Origin of the sequence: Rhizobium rhododendri, assembly GCF_007000325.2 — a bacterium.
GTDB lineage: Bacteria > Pseudomonadota > Alphaproteobacteria > Rhizobiales > Rhizobiaceae > Rhizobium > Rhizobium rhododendri.
In genome coordinates this window covers 2,819,352-2,834,971 of sequence record NZ_CP117267.1, presented here as the reverse complement: position 1 = coordinate 2,834,971, position 15,620 = coordinate 2,819,352, and the positions used below count along the sequence as shown (strand labels likewise).

The 15,620-nt window shown below is 62.9% G+C and carries 13 protein-coding genes and 2 tRNA genes; 10 read left to right on the top strand and 5 right to left on the bottom strand.

Annotation, left to right across the window (positions count from 1 at the left end):
* Positions 1-7: 7 nt before the first annotated feature.
* The 4 genes from PR018_RS13745 to PR018_RS13730 are packed head-to-tail and all read left to right on the top strand — an operon-like array spanning position 8 to position 2,363.
* A complete protein-coding gene (locus tag PR018_RS13745) occupies positions 8-784 on the top strand; it encodes a ComF family protein (RefSeq protein ID WP_244615203.1) in 777 nt (258 codons plus the stop codon).
* A 29-nt stretch (positions 785-813) separates the two neighbouring features.
* Positions 814-1,071, top strand: coding sequence for a glutaredoxin 3 (gene grxC / locus PR018_RS13740; RefSeq protein ID WP_142824820.1), 258 nt, complete (start codon positions 814-816; stop codon positions 1,069-1,071).
* Positions 1,072-1,080: 9 nt separating this feature from the next.
* Positions 1,081-1,938 carry a carbon-nitrogen hydrolase family protein gene (locus tag PR018_RS13735; RefSeq protein WP_142824821.1) on the top strand — a complete coding sequence of 286 codons (858 nt, stop codon included), beginning with the start codon at positions 1,081-1,083 and terminating at the stop codon, positions 1,936-1,938.
* Positions 1,935-2,363, top strand: coding sequence for a DUF1178 family protein (locus PR018_RS13730; protein ID WP_142824822.1), 429 nt, complete (start codon positions 1,935-1,937; stop codon positions 2,361-2,363). The genes PR018_RS13735 and PR018_RS13730 overlap by 4 nt, the downstream gene beginning before the upstream one ends.
* Positions 2,364-2,462: 99 nt before the next feature.
* On the opposite strand, the gene ubiG is transcribed toward PR018_RS13730, so the two are convergent.
* The gene (gene ubiG, locus PR018_RS13725; protein WP_142824823.1) at positions 2,463-3,224 is read right to left on the bottom strand and encodes a bifunctional 2-polyprenyl-6-hydroxyphenol methylase/3-demethylubiquinol 3-O-methyltransferase UbiG; all 762 of its coding nucleotides are present in this window, start codon (positions 3,222-3,224) and stop codon (positions 2,463-2,465) included.
* A 1,195-nt stretch (positions 3,225-4,419) separates the two neighbouring features.
* Between ubiG and PR018_RS13720 the strand changes: the two genes are divergently transcribed.
* Positions 4,420-5,010 carry an HAD-IA family hydrolase gene (locus tag PR018_RS13720; RefSeq protein ID WP_142824824.1) on the top strand — a complete coding sequence of 197 codons (591 nt, stop codon included), beginning with the start codon at positions 4,420-4,422 and terminating at the stop codon, positions 5,008-5,010.
* Positions 5,011-5,304: 294 nt separating this feature from the next.
* Here PR018_RS13720 and PR018_RS13715 read toward each other — a convergent pair.
* From PR018_RS13715 to PR018_RS13705, 3 genes are all read right to left on the bottom strand, one after another.
* Positions 5,305-5,378: transfer RNA gene (locus PR018_RS13715), tRNA-OTHER, on the bottom strand.
* An 83-nt stretch (positions 5,379-5,461) separates the two neighbouring features.
* Positions 5,462-5,534: transfer RNA gene (locus PR018_RS13710), tRNA-Thr, on the bottom strand.
* Positions 5,535-5,658: 124 nt separating this feature from the next.
* Positions 5,659-6,990, bottom strand: coding sequence for an MFS transporter (locus PR018_RS13705; RefSeq protein ID WP_142824825.1), 1,332 nt, complete (start codon positions 6,988-6,990; stop codon positions 5,659-5,661).
* A 366-nt stretch (positions 6,991-7,356) separates the two neighbouring features.
* Here PR018_RS13705 and PR018_RS13700 point away from each other — a divergent pair, with 366 nt between their 5' ends.
* Entirely contained in the window at positions 7,357-8,283 is a 927-nt protein-coding gene (locus PR018_RS13700; RefSeq protein WP_142824826.1) for an alpha/beta hydrolase, read from the top strand.
* A gap of 20 nt (positions 8,284-8,303) precedes the next feature.
* Here the strand turns inward: PR018_RS13700 and PR018_RS13695 are convergent, their stop codons facing one another.
* Positions 8,304-9,365 carry a sensor domain-containing diguanylate cyclase gene (locus tag PR018_RS13695; protein WP_142824827.1) on the bottom strand — a complete coding sequence of 354 codons (1,062 nt, stop codon included), beginning with the start codon at positions 9,363-9,365 and terminating at the stop codon, positions 8,304-8,306.
* Positions 9,366-9,670: 305 nt separating this feature from the next.
* On the opposite strand from PR018_RS13695, the gene PR018_RS13690 reads away from it, so the two are divergent.
* From PR018_RS13690 to prmC, 4 genes are all read left to right on the top strand, one after another.
* On the top strand, positions 9,671-10,924 hold the full coding sequence (locus PR018_RS13690) for an aspartate kinase (protein WP_142824828.1): 1,254 nt from the start codon (positions 9,671-9,673) through the stop codon (positions 10,922-10,924).
* 87 nt (positions 10,925-11,011) lie between these two features.
* Complete coding sequence (gene ptsP, locus PR018_RS13685; RefSeq protein WP_142824829.1) at positions 11,012-13,279, top strand: phosphoenolpyruvate--protein phosphotransferase; 2,268 nt, start codon at positions 11,012-11,014, stop codon at positions 13,277-13,279.
* Between the two features lie 390 nt (positions 13,280-13,669).
* A complete protein-coding gene (prfA, locus tag PR018_RS13680; protein ID WP_142824830.1) occupies positions 13,670-14,749 on the top strand; it encodes a peptide chain release factor 1 in 1,080 nt (359 codons plus the stop codon).
* A complete protein-coding gene (prmC, locus tag PR018_RS13675; RefSeq protein WP_142824831.1) occupies positions 14,746-15,618 on the top strand; it encodes a peptide chain release factor N(5)-glutamine methyltransferase in 873 nt (290 codons plus the stop codon). Before prfA ends, prmC begins: the two co-directional genes overlap by 4 nt.
* Positions 15,619-15,620: the final 2 nt, after the last annotated feature.

Genomic DNA, 15,620 nt, shown 5'->3' with positions numbered 1-15,620 from the left:
GGGGCATATGGGGACGAGCCGACCGGAAATCACCGCTGCGCTCATCGGACGCGGGCTGCTGCGGCCGTGGTTTATGCTGGCCGATCTGCTCTATCCGCCCGGCTGTGCTGCCTGTGGCGCCTCGACCGGCAGCCACCGCAGCCTTTGCCCGCGCTGCTGGTCGACGATCCGTTTCGTCGAGCGTCCCTATTGCGAGGTGATGGGCAGCCCGTTTACCCACGATCTCGGCGCCGGCATTCTCAGCGCCGAGGCGATTGCAGATCCGCCGCCGTTCGATCGGCTGCGCTCGGCGGCGATCCATGACGGCGTGGTTCGCGATCTCGTCCACGGCCTCAAATACCGCGATCGTATCGACCTTGCGCGGATGATGGCCGAATGGATGCTGCGCGCCAGCGACGGTGCGGTTGCCGGTTGCGATGCGCTGATCCCGGTGCCGCTGCACCGCACCCGTCTGTTTTCGCGTAAGTTCAACCAGGCAGCCGAGCTTGCCCGCCATCTGGCGTCACTCTCCGGCAAGCCGCTGCTGCCGGCGACACTTGTCCGGATCAAGCGGACCAGCCAGCAGGTCGGGCTTGGTGCCCGGGCCCGGCAGGACAATGTCCGGGGCGCCTTTGCAATCGCACGCCACCGCGACAACGAGGTCTTCGGCCGGCGCATCGTGCTCATCGACGACGTCTACACGACGGGAGCGACCGTTGCGGCGGCAACGCGGGTGCTGAAAAAGGCGGGCGCCGCCGATGTCACCGTCTTGACCTTTGCGCGGGCGCTCGCCATGCCTATATGACAGGAAAGCTGTTCAAACCCGGAGTGACCATGGCATCCGTCGTTATTTACACGCGTGAGTTCTGCGGCTACTGCGCCAAGGCAAAATCGCTGCTTGGGGCCAAGGGCGTCGCCTATGTCGAACACAATGCCACCTATTCCCCGGAGATGCGCGAGGAGATGATCGCCAAATCGAACGGCGGCACGACCTTTCCGCAGATCTTTATCGACGGCTTGCATGTCGGAGGCTGCGACGACCTGCACGCGCTCGACAGGGGGGGCAAGCTCGATCCGCTTCTTGCCGCCTGAGGATAAATCATGAGCTTCAAGGCCGCCGCTATCCAGATGTGCTCGGGCACCGACCCGGAGAAGAACGTCGCCGATATGGTGCGCCTGGTGCGCGACGCCGCGTCCAGGGGTGCGGTCTATGTCCAGACGCCTGAAATGACCGGCGCCATCCAGCGCGACCGGCCCGGCCTGAGGGCCATCCTGCGCAACGAGGCCGATGATCTCGTCGTCGCTGCAGCGTCGCGGACAGCGGCGGAACTGGGTATCCACCTGCACATCGGCTCGACGGCCATTTCGCTCGACGATGGAAAGATCGCCAATCGCGGTTTCCTGTTCGGCCCGGATGGCGGTCTGGTGACGCGCTACGACAAGATCCACATGTTCGACGTCGATCTCGACAATGGCGAAAGCTGGCGCGAGAGTGCCGTCTATCGTCCAGGCTCCGAGGCTCGGGTGGTGTCGCTGCCGTTTGCAAAACTCGGCTTCTCGATCTGCTACGATGTCCGCTTTCCCGAGCTTTTCCGCAGCCAGGCCGTTGCCGGCGCCGAAGTGATGAGCATTCCTGCCGCCTTTACCCGCCAGACCGGCGAGGCTCACTGGGAAATCCTCCTGAGGGCACGGGCCATCGAGAACGGCATGTTCGTTATCGCCGCAGCCCAGGCCGGCGTCCATCAGGACGGCCGCGAGACATATGGCCATTCGATGATCGTCGATCCCTGGGGCAAGGTTCTGACGTCCGCCGGCGGCAGCGGCGAGGCCGTGCTGGTGGCCGATATCGACGTTGCCGCAGTCAAGGCTGCCCGCGAAAAGATCCCCAATCTGAAAAACGGCCGCGCGTTTACGCTGGAAACGATCGAGGCCGCAAAGGCCGGGGGTGTGGCTGCGTGATCCGCTATTCGCTCAGTTGCGACCACGGCCATGAGTTCGAGGGCTGGTTTTCGCAAAGCGCCGACTTCGAGCGGCAGGTCGAAAGCGGATTGCTGAGCTGCCCGACCTGCGGATCTTCCTCGATCGGCAAGATGCTGATGGCACCGTCCGTTTCGACGGCCCGGACCCGGGAGGCGCTAACGACGCTGGCGATGGACGCGGCCCGCAAGCAGGCAATCGCCACGCTCAAAGACGCCGTTGCCGCCATCAAGGCGAATTCGGAAGATGTCGGGCCCAAGTTTCCGGAGGAGGCCCGCAAGATCCATTACGGAGAGGCCGATGCCCGCGGCATCATCGGCCAGGCAACGCCTGCCGAGGCACGCTCGCTGATCGAGGAAGGCATCGAGATCGCTCCGCTTCCGACGCTGCCGGACGACGCCAACTGACGCTGCCCCTTCCGCCGATCCATCGACTCGTCAAATAACCCTGCGCCTCCAGCGCAGCATGAAATGCCATAGGGTGGGGGTCTGGTGCGCCAAGGCGGCTCAGGCCGGCCGTTTTGCGACCATCATGTAGTTCACGTCCATGTCCTTAGACAGGTTCCACTGATTCTGCAGCGGCGAGAAGAACACGCCGGTGCGGGCGGTGAAGATCAGGCCGTTGGCGATCAGCGGCTTTTCCACTTCTTCCGGCCGTACCAGCTTTTCATACTGATGGGTGCCGCGCGGCAGCCAGCGCAGGACGTTTTCGGCGGCAAAGATGGCAAGGGCAGCCGCCTTCATCGTGCGGTTGATGGTGGCAACGAACATCATGCCGCCCGGCCGCACCATCTTCGCGCAGGTCGACAGAAAGAACTCGACGTCGGAAACGTGCTCGACGACCTCCATGTTGAGGATGATGTCGAAAGTCTCGCCGGCCTCAGCCAGCTGTTCGGCGGTGACCGGGCGATAGTCGACCTCGACGCCCGACTGGCGGGCATGGGTGGAGGCGATGCCGATGTTCTTTTCGGACGGATCTGCGCCCACCACTTCGGCGCCCATACGGGCCATGGGTTCGGAGAGAAGCCCGCCGCCGCAGCCGATATCGAGCACCCGCAGGCCTTCCAGCGGGCGGGGGCTGCGCGGGTCGCGGCCGAAATTCTCGGCGGCGCGGTCGCGGATGTAGGCGAGCCGGACGGGATTGAATTTGTGCAGCGGCTTGAACTTGCCGGTCGGGCTCCACCATTCCGCCGCCATTGCCGAAAAGCGGTCGACTTCGCTCTGGTCGATAGTGGTCTTTGCCGTGGTGTTCTGAGCCGCTTCGGTCATCGTCTGGTTCCTTGTCCTGTCTCAGTGAAGTCGGACGATCGGTGCTGGAAGTCAAGGGCGGGAGGTCTTCCTTTGCACGCAGGAGACGACCACGCCGGCCGCCCCGCGTCATTCGACCGCAGCAGGATCGTCTCTCTGCCCCGGTCTGCAAGCTCGCCGTGTCGCGCCGTCACGCCATCCCGTTCACGCGGCCTGTTCGGTCCGTGTCATGACAATTCTGATGGCCGGGGCACATCGAGTGCCTGATGATTTTTTAGTTAAGTGACACCAGATGTGCCCCGTTCGACAGTTTTTATCCGCAACTCCGGATCCTCTGTTTCCGACCCAGGTCCCGTTGAGGGGAAAAGCTGCAGGAGTTATGCCACACAGGCACGCCGAGCCTAGGGGCCCGAAGGGATCCACTTTCTGCGGACCCTTGAAGACGTGCCTGCGTAGACAGCAACCCCTCCAAGACCCGGCCCCACCTCGCCGGCAACGCAGACCGGTGTATCCGATGGCGGAACGGGGTGATTATAGATCAACCCGGAAAAGCGGGGATGAAATTATGATGCCGGCATTGTTTCCAAACGGAAATCCCAACGGTTTATCCCCATGAGGTGCTGCGAGCAGGGGCGATGGAGGGAAGCGAGAGAGGAGAGTGTGCTAGAGATAGAGTGTGTGTGTGAGGTCAGAAAGATCACAAAACCGGAAAGAGCCACCCCCGACCTCCCTCATTCCTGTGCCCGTCACAGGAATCCAGCCGCCCAAGTCTTTGGGCGATAGATACTTCTCCACCAACAGAGAGTCCTCCCACGGCGCGGACGCGCCGTGACTGGATTCCTGTGACGGGCACAGGAATGAGGGTTTGGTGGGCATCCCAGGCGCGGTTGGACTTTAAAGGGTTTGGCAGTGGTGGATCGGTCTTTCACTGGGCCGGTTGCCTCAATCTGTTTGTGTTTGCAATATCTTGACTACTCTGCCCCGACTTGCCTCCATTCCGGCAGACGGCAGTGACAAACGTCTCGGTGGGTGCTCGCCGGAAGGTTGGGTTTGGAGGGTGTGCGGCGAACGCGCTGCGGACAGCGCCGCCCGCAGCATATGCGCCTTTGCACAGGTCCCTTGTCGAACGGGATTCTCCTCGAGCCGTGCGCTGCAATGAAGCCGTCACGGTCTTGTGGAAAATACCCTGTGCAGGCTTGGCGAAAGGCATCACGCAATGCGCACTATCATGCTGGATGTCGATGGAGTGTTGGTGTGCGGTCGTCCGGGGGATGGCGCGCAGTGGTGGACTGACCTCGGCGCCGACCTCGGGATTTCGCGCGATGCGTTGCGAAGCGCGTTTTTTGCCCCGCGCTGGCAGGATATCGTCAGCGGGCGGAAGCCTCTGGTGCCGGAGCTTGCCGAAGTTCTGGCCGAGATCGCGCCCGATGTCAGCGTCGATACTTTTATCGACTACTGGTTCGCCAACGACTCGCGGATCGACAGCGCGGTGCTCGATGCTGTTTCGGAGATCAGAGGTCGCGGCGATCGTGTCTACCTCGCGACAAACCAGGAGCATATGCGCGCCGCATACCTGATGGAAGACATGGGGCTACGGGAGAAAGTCGATGGCATTTTCTACTCCGCATCGCTTGGGTACCAGAAGCCGAGCCCCGAATTCTACTCCCTCGTCACGCAAGCCACCTCTGTCGCTCCGCAAAGCATCGTCCTGATCGATGACACCGAGGAAAATGTGCAGGCCGCGCATGCCTCCGGTTGGAGCGCCGTCCATTGGCAAAGGGGTATGAGCATTGTTGGCGCGCTGTAAAACAGGAAAAGTGGGGGGAAAATGTGATGGGCGCGTTGATACCGTTTGGGCGTAGTCCTAACGGATGATTTAGATAGAGCTGGGGAAGCACAAGCGTTAGCTCCAGCTACCCTCATTCCTGTGCCCGTCACAGGAATCCAGCCGCCCAAGTCCTTGGGCGAAAAGTTCTTTCCGCCTAAGATAATGTCGTCTCACTGCTCAGACGCGCTGTGACTGGATTTCTGTGACAGGCGCAGGATGAGGGAATTGGGAGGGCCGATGGTGCAGGCGGTGGTGATCGGCATTACGTTCATATGGAGGCCTCGCCTGGATTCGAACCAAGCTGTGGGGAATTCACTCCCCTTGCGTCTCCACTCCGCCACGGGGCCATGGGATGACCTGTAGTTGTATTTCGTTAAATCTGGGTAAATTTAATCGTGCATCCGCCGGACTATGGAGAGATTGTGGCGGGAGCCCCTGCCGAGGACTTGAACCTGGGTCTTCTGCAAACGAGGCAGCTGCTCTACCGTTGAGCTACGAGGGGCATGCCCCGTGTTGTGGCCCGTCCGGGCGGCAGTTGCAACTCTATAGTTAAATAAGGGTTAACGCGCCGTGGTCGTCGCGAGCCTCCCCGTCGCAGGTGAATGGCTGCGACGGGGAGGGCGGGTTTCAGGTTGCGGTGGGGTCCTTGAGGGCCTTGCCGAGGGAGAAAGCGAGGATAGCCGAGACCAGCATGAAGCCGCCGACGATGACCATCGGCATCTCGTACAGGCCTGTCGCATCCTTGACGGCGCCGGTGATGTAGGGCGCTGCAAAGCCGGCGATGTTTCCGACCGTGTTGATGAGCGCAATGCCTGCCGCAGCGCCGGCGCCGGTCAGGAACCTTGTCGGCAGCGACCAGAAGTTCGGCAGGGCTGCAAAGATCGCACAGGCGGTCACGGTGACGACGAGGACCGTCGTCTCGGGCGAAGACATCAGCAGTGCCAGCGGGATGCTGATGGCGCCGACCAGCGCCGGAATACCGACATGCCAGAGACGGACGCCGCGCTTGCTCGCATCCCGGCTCCAGAAGTAGAGCGCGAAGGCGGCAGGCAGATAGGGGATGGCTGTTATCATGCCCTTTTCGAAGACATCGAATTTGGTGCCGAACTTGGCCTCGAAGCCGCCGATGATCGTCGGCAGGAAGAAGGCAAGCGCATAGAGACCGTAGATCAGGCCGAAATAGATAACCGAGAGGAGCCAGACGCGGCCGTCCTTCAGCGCCTGCAGCGTCATGTGGCGGCGCCCCGTCACCTTTTCCGATTCTTCTTTCGCCAGCGCCCGGTTCAGCCAGCCCTTTTCCGCCGGGGTGAGCCACTTGGCGCCGACGGGGGTGTCCGGCAGGTAGAACCAGGTGATGATGCCGACGACGATGGCCGGGATGGACACGCCGAGGAACATCACCCGCCAGCCCTCGAGGCCGAAGACCCCATGGGCCTGGATAAGGGCGGAGGCCAGCGGCGCGCCGATCACGGTCGTCAGCGGCTGTGCGAGATAGAAGAGTGCCAGGATCTTTGCGCGGTGGCGGCCGGGCACCCAGGTGCTGAGATAGAGGATTGCGCCGGGGAAGAAGCCGGCTTCTGCGACGCCGAGGAAGAAGCGCAGGGCGTAGAGCCCGTTGATGCTACTGACCCAGGTGAACAGCATGGCGACGATGCCCCAGGTGACCATGATGCGCGACAGCCAACGGCGTGCGCCGTACTGGTGAAGCGCCAGGTTGCTCGGAATCTCGAGCACGATGTAGCCGAAGAAGAAAATGCCGGCGGCAAAGCCGAACTGGGCGGCCGTCATGCCGAGATCCTGGGTCATGCCGTTCGGCCCGGCAAACGAGATGGCCGTCCGGTCGAGGAAATTGATGAAGAACATCAGCGCGATGAACGGCACGATGCGGAACGAGATCTTCCGGATCGTCGATGCCTCGACCTGCTGTTCGGTGTTCTGTGAATGTGTCGTGGCGTCCATGTCTTCCTCCCAAGACGAGTGCAGGGGCTGTCACCGCAGAGGGTCTGCCGCCTGTCTCGCGAAGCCCTCCCTCACGGAAACGGCTCCTGTTGATCTCATCCGATGCGGGCGACGGCGCGCGTTGTCTGTCTGCACGCTGCAAACAGGCTTTCCCCACGCCGTGGTGCCGCATTTCCTCCCGTTTAAGTCGCCGGAACCTGTCAAATTGAGCTGACGTCGTCAACTGGTATGATGACATGATCATCATTATTTGCAGTTTTACGTCGCCGGGTGGCTTGCGGACGGCACTTTGAGGCTGTTCTGCCTCAGTTTTGCCCTTACCTTGCCGCACCTGTCTGAACGCCACTCCAAAGGGAAATTACCGTCATGATCGATCGCAGAACATTGCTTATGGCCGGCGGCGCGGCACTGCTGCTCGCGGCATCGCGGCAGGCAAGCGCGGCCAATGCGGTCATCCCGCTCTGGCCGGCAGGAGCCCCGGGCGGCCGTGGTCCGAAAGGGCCGGTCGAGACCAGCGCCAAAGGCGCCGTCAGCAATATCGCCACGCCATCTATCGAGGTCTTCCGCCCGGCCAAGCCCAATGGCGCGGCCATGCTGGTGGCGGCGGGCGGCGGATACAAGCGGATCGAGATGGAAAGCGAGGCGCATCCGGCAGCGCTTTGGCTGAACGATCGCGGCATCACCGCCTTCGTGCTGTCCTACCGGCTGCCGTCGGAGGGCTGGCGGGAAGGTCCCCGGGCACCGCTTCAGGATGCACAGCGCGCCCTGCGGCTGATCCGGGCGAGAAGCGTCGAATACGACGTTCATCCCGATCGCATCGGCGCGCTCGGTTTTTCATCCGGCGGCCATCTGATGGGACTGGCGTCGGCGCGCTCGGCCTATCGCTCCTATCGCGCCGTCGACGAGGCCGACAAGCAATCGGCGCGGCCGAATGCTGCAGCGCTTATCTATCCGATCATCACGCTCGAGCCGCCCTACGACCATACCTCGACAAAGACCGTGCTGATCGGCCGGCATCCGAACGACGAGGAAAGCGCCGAATGGTCGGTGCAGCCGCATGTGCGGTCCCATTGCCCGTCGATGTTCCTCGTCCAGGCGGAGGACGATGCTGTTTCCGATCCGCACAACACACTGATCATGGCTGCTGCCTGCAAGAGCGCCGGTGTGCCTGTCGATATGCACCGCCTCGCGACCGGCGGACACGGCTTCGGCATGGGCAAGGCCGGTACGCCATCCGCCGCCTGGCCGGCCTGGTATGAATCCTGGCTGCGCAAGGGCGGGTTCCTCGCCTAGCCTATCTGGTCTCGGCGGGTTCAGGCGGCGCTGCGCGGTGCGCAGAGCGTCTGGCGCTCTGATGGCTCGAAGATGCTGAAGGTGTTGCGCCCAGCGGCTTTGGCGGCATAGAGCGCCGTGTCGGCCCGCTGAAACAATTCGGACGGGCTGGACCCGTCGGCAAGTGCTACGCCGACGGAGGCGCCGATGTTGAGGACGAGATCGCCGAGGATCATCGGCCGGCGAACGATCTGGACGATGTCGCTTGCGATATCGGTCACCGTCCCGCGTTCGGCGTCCTGCAGCAGCAGAACCGCAAACTCGTCGCCGCCGATGCGGGCAATCAGATGGGCACAATTGCAGACGGCGCGAAGCCGGTCGGCCGCCTCGATCAGGCAGGCGTCGCCAGTGGCATGGCCATAGGTATCGTTGACCGCCTTGAAGCCGTCGAGGTCGACCAGCAGCAACGCTGCCGGCGCCTTCGACCGGTCGTGTTCCTCGCATAGAGCAGCGAGACGCAGCTGGAATTGGGCGCGGTTGGCAAGCCCGGTCATCATGTCGAAATCGGCAAGGTGGCGGGTGCGATCGAAAAGTAGCTTGGCGTCCGTGATGTCCTGCTTGATGCCAAAGATGCGCACGGGCTCTTCGCCCTCGCATTCCACCGTGGCGGTGATGCGGATCCAGCGATGATTGCCCTTCTGCGTCACGATCTCCGCATCCATCGTGAAACCGCTGCGGGTCTCGATGGCAAGACGGCGCTTTTCCTGCAATTCCTTGGCGGATGCCTGGGTATAACAGGCAAGCGTTTCCGCGCGGCCCGCCTGCAGGTCGCGCGGGAGGTCGAAAATGTCGTAGACTACATCCGTCCAGGTCAGGGTCTCGTCGGGCAGGCTGCATTGCCATATGCCGATTCGGGCAGCCTCGGCCGCGCGGTTGAAAATCCTGCGGCCACGGGCCAGCGCCTCGGCCTGTTCCGCGATGGTGGCTTCCTTTTCGCGCAGCTGCTGCTCCAGGCGACGAACGGCCGGATTGCAGACGGAGACAAGCGATGCGCCAAGCGTCTTCAGGCGGTCGAGGAAACGCGGAGCGGGCGGGTTGGTCATCGTCGATTTCTGGCTTTGCGTGAAGCGGCTCGCCTACACTCGCGCATAAGCTTTAAGACTTTGTTGCCGAGGTTGTCTAATTTAGAGCATCGTTTGGGACTGCCGCCGGCTTTCGCCGCCCGTCATATCGATGTCGCATGCCCATTGCACGCACCCTTCAAAGTCGGTATGAGACGGCCGAAATAGACGCTCCGTTTCCGGTGCACCGGCAGTATGAAAAGCCACCGCTTTTGCTGCTGCCCCGGGCGGAGCCTTGTCGTATGGCGGGTCTCAGTGACGAGGCGCGCCACTATGGGTAGAGGCTTATGGCACGCATCGTGATGAAATTCGGCGGGACCTCCGTCGCGGACATGGATCGTATTCGCGTCGTCGCCCGGCATGTGAAACGCGAGGTCGATGCCGGCCACGAAGTCGCCGTCGTCGTCTCGGCGATGTCGGGCAAGACCAACGAGCTGGTCGGATGGACCCGCGATGCCTCGCCGATGCACGATGCGCGAGAATATGACGCTGTTGTCGCCTCGGGCGAGCAGGTTACCTCGGGGCTGGTGGCAATCGCGCTTCAGCACCTCGGCATCAATGCGCGTTCCTGGCAGGGCTGGCAGATCCCGATCAAGACCGACAACGCCCATGGCGCGGCCCGCATCCTCGAGATCAACGGTGACGAGATCATCCGCCGCATGGGCGAGGGCCAGGTGGCCGTCGTTGCCGGCTTCCAGGGTCTCGGTCCCGACAATCGCATTTCGACGCTCGGCCGCGGCGGCTCCGATACCTCGGCGGTGGCGATTGCTGCAGCCGTCAAGGCCGACCGCTGCGACATCTACACAGACGTTGACGGCGTCTATACGACCGACCCGCGCATCGTGCCGAAGGCGCGCCGCCTAAAGAAGATCGCCTTCGAGGAAATGCTCGAGATGGCGTCGCTCGGCGCCAAGGTGCTGCAGGTGCGCTCGGTCGAACTTGCCATGGTATTCAAGGTCCGCACCTTCGTGCGCTCGTCTTTCGAAGACCCCGATGCGCCGGGCATGGGCGACCTTCTGAACCCGCCCGGAACGCTGATTTGTGATGAGGAAGAGATCGTGGAACAGGAAGTCGTAACCGGCATCGCCTATGCCAAGGATGAAGCGCAGATTTCGCTCCGGCGGCTTTCCGACCGCCCCGGCGTCTCGGCTGCGATCTTCGGGCCGCTCGCTGAAAACCATATCAATGTCGACATGATCGTCCAGAACATCTCCGAGGACGGCTCGACCACGGATATGACCTTCACCGTGCCGTCCGGCGACGTCGACAAGGCGCTCGCCGTTCTCGGCGAACACAAGAGCCAGATCGGCTACGATGTCATCCAGAACGAATCGGGTCTGGTCAAGGTTTCGGTGATTGGCATCGGCATGCGTTCGCACGCAGGCGTTGCAGCGAGCGCTTTCCGGGCACTTGCTGAAAAAGGCATCAACATCAAGGCAATCACCACCTCGGAAATCAAGATTTCGATCCTGATCGACGGCCCCTATGCAGAACTTGCAGTCAGGACTTTGCATTCCTGCTACGGTCTGGATAAGAGTTGATTTGAAACTGCAGAGGGGCAGGGCGAAGCGCGAAATGCTTCGTGACAACCTTCGCAGCGTGGACATGATTTTCGGGAGCGTGACGCAATGAGAGACCTTTCCGGCGGTCCGCGCGTCCTGCTCAAGCGGCTGCGCGAGCTGATGGCGGAGCCGCTTGAACCGCAGGATCGCCTTGACCGGATCGTTCGTCAGATCGCCAGCAACATGGTGGCGGAGGTGTGCTCGGTCTACGTGCTGCGCGCCGACGGCGTGCTCGAGCTCTATGCCACCGAAGGTCTCAACAAGGATTCCGTCCATCTGGCGCAGTTGAAGATGGGCCAGGGCCTGGTCGGCACCATCGCCGCCTCGGCGCAATCGCTCAATCTCTCCGACGCCCAGTCGCACCCGGCCTTCCGGTATCTGCCGGAAACCGGAGAAGAGATCTACCATTCCTTCCTCGGTGTGCCGATCCTGCGCGCCGGCCGGTCGCTCGGCGTTCTCGTCGTGCAGAACAAGGCCAGCCGCACCTACCGCGACGAGGAGCTTGAAGCGCTCGAGACGACGGCCATGGTGCTGGCCGAGATGATCGCCACCGGCGATCTGAAGAAGATCTCGAAGCCCGGCCTCGAACTCGACCTGACCCGCTCGGTCACCATCGACGGCGACAGCTACAATGAAGGCATCGGCCTTGGCTATGTCGTGCTGCACGAGCCGCGCGTCGTCGTCACCAACCTGCTCAACGAAGACACCGACCACGAAATCTCGCGCATGGCCGATGCCCTCGGCTCCTTGCGCATTTCCATCGACGACATGCTGTCGCGTCGCGACGTGTCGATGGAAGGAGAGCACCGCGAGGTGCTGGAAACCTACCGTATGTTCGCCCACGACCAGGGCTGGGTTCGCAAGCTCGAGGAGGCGATCCGCAACGGCCTGACGGCCGAGGCTGCGGTCGAGAAAGTGCAGAGCGACACGAAGGCTCGGATGATGCGGCTCACCGACCCGTACCTGCGCGACCGCATGCACGATTTCGAGGACCTGGCCAACCGGCTGCTGCGGCAGCTGACCGGCCATACCGGCCGCAACACGACGGACGGTTTTCCCAACGACGCAGTCATCTTCGCCCGCGCCATGGGAGCCGCCGAGCTGCTCGATTATCCGCGCGACAACATTCGCGGCCTAGTGCTGGAAGACAGCGCCGTCACCAGCCATGTCGTCATCGTCGCCCGCGCTATGGGCATTCCGGTCGTCGGACAGGCGGCCGGCGTCGTGGCGCTGGCGGAAAACGGCGATTCCGTCATCATCGATGGCGACGAGGGCCACGTGCACCTGCGGCCCATGGCCGATCACCTGAAGTCCTATGAAGAGAAGGTCAAGTTCCGCGCCCGCCGCCAGGAGCAGTTCCGGGCGCTGCGTGCCGTCGAGCCGGTCACGCGGGACGGCCAGCGCATCTCGCTGCTGATGAATGCAGGACTGCTGGTCGATCTTCCGCAATTGGCCGAATCCGGCGCCGAAGGCATCGGTCTTTTCCGCACCGAGCTGCAGTTCATGATCGCCTCGACGATGCCGAAGGCCGATGAGCAGGAAATGTTCTACCGCAATGTCCTGAAGCAGGCGGGCGATCACGTCGTCACCTTCCGCACGCTGGATATCGGCGGCGACAAGGTCGTGCCCTATTTCCGGGCGCATCAGGAAGAAAATCCGGCACTCGGCTGGCGCGCCATCCGGCTTTCGCTGGATAGGCCGGGCCTGCTGCGCACGCAGCTGCGCGCCATGCTGAAGGCTGCCGCCGACGGCGAACTGAAGATGATGGTGCCGATGGTCACGGAGGTTTCCGAGATCAAGGCGGTGCGCGAACTGCTGCAGAAGGAAGTGCACCATCTGTCGCGCTTCGGCCATGCGCTGCCGCGGAAGCTGCAGTTCGGCGCCATGCTCGAAGTCCCGGCGCTGCTCTGGCAGCTCGACGAGCTCATGGCTGCCGTCGATTTCGTCTCGGTCGGCTCCAACGACCTGTTCCAGTTTTCCATGGCGGTCGATCGCGGCAATGCCCGCGTGTCCGACCGGTTCGACACGCTCGGGCGGCCTTTCCTGCGCATCCTGCGGGATATCGTGCGCGCCGGCGAGCGCAACAAGACACCGGTGACGCTGTGTGGCGAGCTTGCCGGCAAGCCGATCTCGGCGATGGCGCTGATGGGCATCGGCTTCCGCTCGGTGTCGATGTCGCCAGCCTCGATCGGGCCGGTCAAGGCGATGCTGCTGGGTCTCGATGTCGGGGCGCTGGCGGCAGTCATGGAAGAGGCTTTGGACGACCGCAACCCGACGCTCTCGGTGCGGGACATCCTTGCGCAGTTCGCATTGACCCATAATATTCCCCTGTAGCTGCTCTTGCGCAGTCTGTTGCTGACTGCGGTGGAAAGAGGTAAGAGGCGCTCTGCCCGTCCTTTCAGGGCTGGGCCAGGCATGGGAAGCTAGGGACCTGGTTCCCGCGGTCTGGCTCTCGCCCGGGTCTGGAAGGCGCGACGCTCTCCCCCTCATTCCTGTGCTTGTCACAGGAATCCAGCCACGGCGCGTCTGCGTCGTGAAAAGACTTGTCTCGGCAATCGGGAGGTCTTGCGCGCCTAGGACTGGGCGCACTGGATTCCTGTGACAAGCACAGGAATGAGGAAGGATCGGGGGCGAGGCGTGCAGTTCAACGGCTGGCCGCCAGATAATCGCCATGGATGACGGCGCCTGACATCAGGGCGCCTTGGAAAAATTCGGAGTTCGACTGTGGCTACACTACCTGTTGAAAAAATGCGTGAGCTGGAGCGCCGGTTCGGCGAGATCGAGGCGCGCATGTCCGAAGGCCCGGCGGCGGATGTCTACGTCAAGCTGGCGTCCGAGTATTCCGAGCTGCAGCCCGTCGTCATGAAGATCCGCGACTACGAAAAAGCGACGGCGGAGCGGGCCGATCTCGAAGCGATGCTGGGCGACAAGACGGTCGACCGCGAGATGCGCGACCTGGCCGATATGGAGCTGCCCGGCGTGCGCGAGCGTATCGAGACGCTGGAGACCGAGATACAGATCCTATTGCTGCCGAAGGATGCCGCCGACGAGAAGAGCGCCATCCTCGAAATCCGTGCCGGGACCGGTGGTTCCGAAGCGGCGCTGTTTGCCGGCGACCTTTTCCGCATGTACGAGCGTTTCGCCTCGGTGAACGGCTGGAAGGTCGAAATTCTCTCCTCGAGCGACGGCGAAGCGGGCGGCTACAAGGAAGTGATTGCGACGATCACCGGCAAGGGCGTTTTCTCCAAGCTCAAGTTCGAATCCGGGGTGCACCGGGTGCAGCGCGTACCGGCCACCGAGGCCGGCGGCCGCATCCACACTTCCGCGGCCACGGTGGCGGTGCTGCCCGAGGCCGAAGAGGTGGATATCGAAGTGCGCGAGCAGGATATCCGCATCGACACGATGCGCTCGTCGGGCGCCGGCGGCCAGCACGTCAACACGACGGACTCGGCTGTTCGCATCACCCATATGCCGTCTGGCATCGTCGTCACCAGTTCAGAAAAATCGCAGCATCAGAACCGCGCCAAGGCGATGCAGGTGCTGCGCTCCAGGCTCTACGACATGGAGCGCCAGCGGGTCGACAACGAGCGCTCGGCCGACCGCAAGAGCCAGGTCGGCTCCGGCGACCGCTCGGAGCGCATCCGCACCTATAATTTTCCGCAAGGGCGCATCACCGACCACCGCATCAACCTGACGCTCTACAAGCTGGACCGGATGATGGAAGGCGAGATCGACGATGTCGTCGATGCGCTGCGTGCCGATCACCAGGCAAGCCAGCTTGCCCAGCTCGGGGATCGCATGTGAGCGACACCGGCCCGACGATCGGCGCATTGCAGGCATCGGCGCGGAGCCGGTTTGCGGAGGCGGGCCTCGACGATCCTGCCGCCGACGCCAAGGTGCTGGTATCCGGGCTGTTCGGGCTGACGTTCACCGAGATCGTCACCCGCTCCGACCAAACGGTGGATGCCGAAGGGGTCGTGCGTCTGGAGGACGCCATCGCGCGTCGTTTGCGCCATGAGCCGGTGCATCGCATTCTTGGCGAGCGGGAATTCTACGGCCTGCCGCTGCGCCTGTCGCCGGCGACGCTGGAGCCCCGGGCGGACACCGAGATCCTGGTGGACAGCGTCCTGCCGCATCTGCGCAGGCTGGTCGGCTTGCACGGGAGCATCGATATTCTCGACATGGGCACCGGCACCGGCGCCATCTGCCTCGCTCTGCTGCATGAATGTCGCGAGGCAGCGGGTTTGGGCAGCGACATCTCCGCCGACGCGCTGGCGACGGCCAGGGGAAATGCCGAACGCAATGGCCTTGCCGACCGGTTCCGCACCGCAGAGGGCAGCTGGTTCACGCCGATTTCGGGACGGTTTCACGCAATCGTCTCAAATCCCCCTTATATCGTATCGGACGTTATGCCGACACTGGCTCCGGAGGTCAGGGATTTCGATCCGACGGCGGCGCTCGATGGCGGCCGGGACGGTCTTGATGCCTACCGGGCAATCGCTGCGGACGCTGCGCAATTTCTTCACGACGACGGCGTGCTCGGTCTCGAAATCGGTTATGACCAGCGCCCGACAGTCACCGCCTTGTTCGAGGGCTCGGGGTTCAGATTGATAGAGGCAGCGCGCGATTATGGTCACAACGACCGTGCCCTGATCTTCGCAAAAGGTATATAACG

Coding starts and splice junctions, on each gene's coding strand:
- PR018_RS13745 (WP_244615203.1), top strand. CDS start 8: ATGGGGACGAGCCGACCGGAAATCACCGCTGCGCTCATCGGACGCGGG.
- grxC (WP_142824820.1), top strand. CDS start 814: ATGGCATCCGTCGTTATTTACACGCGTGAGTTCTGCGGCTACTGCGCC.
- PR018_RS13735 (WP_142824821.1), top strand. CDS start 1,081: ATGAGCTTCAAGGCCGCCGCTATCCAGATGTGCTCGGGCACCGACCCG.
- ubiG (WP_142824823.1), bottom strand. CDS start 3,224: ATGACCGAAGCGGCTCAGAACACCACGGCAAAGACCACTATCGACCAG.
- PR018_RS13720 (WP_142824824.1), top strand. CDS start 4,420: ATGCGCACTATCATGCTGGATGTCGATGGAGTGTTGGTGTGCGGTCGT.
- PR018_RS13705 (WP_142824825.1), bottom strand. CDS start 6,990: ATGGACGCCACGACACATTCACAGAACACCGAACAGCAGGTCGAGGCA.
- PR018_RS13700 (WP_142824826.1), top strand. CDS start 7,357: ATGATCGATCGCAGAACATTGCTTATGGCCGGCGGCGCGGCACTGCTG.
- PR018_RS13695 (WP_142824827.1), bottom strand. CDS start 9,365: ATGACCAACCCGCCCGCTCCGCGTTTCCTCGACCGCCTGAAGACGCTT.
- PR018_RS13690 (WP_142824828.1), top strand. CDS start 9,671: ATGGCACGCATCGTGATGAAATTCGGCGGGACCTCCGTCGCGGACATG.
- ptsP (WP_142824829.1), top strand. CDS start 11,012: ATGAGAGACCTTTCCGGCGGTCCGCGCGTCCTGCTCAAGCGGCTGCGC.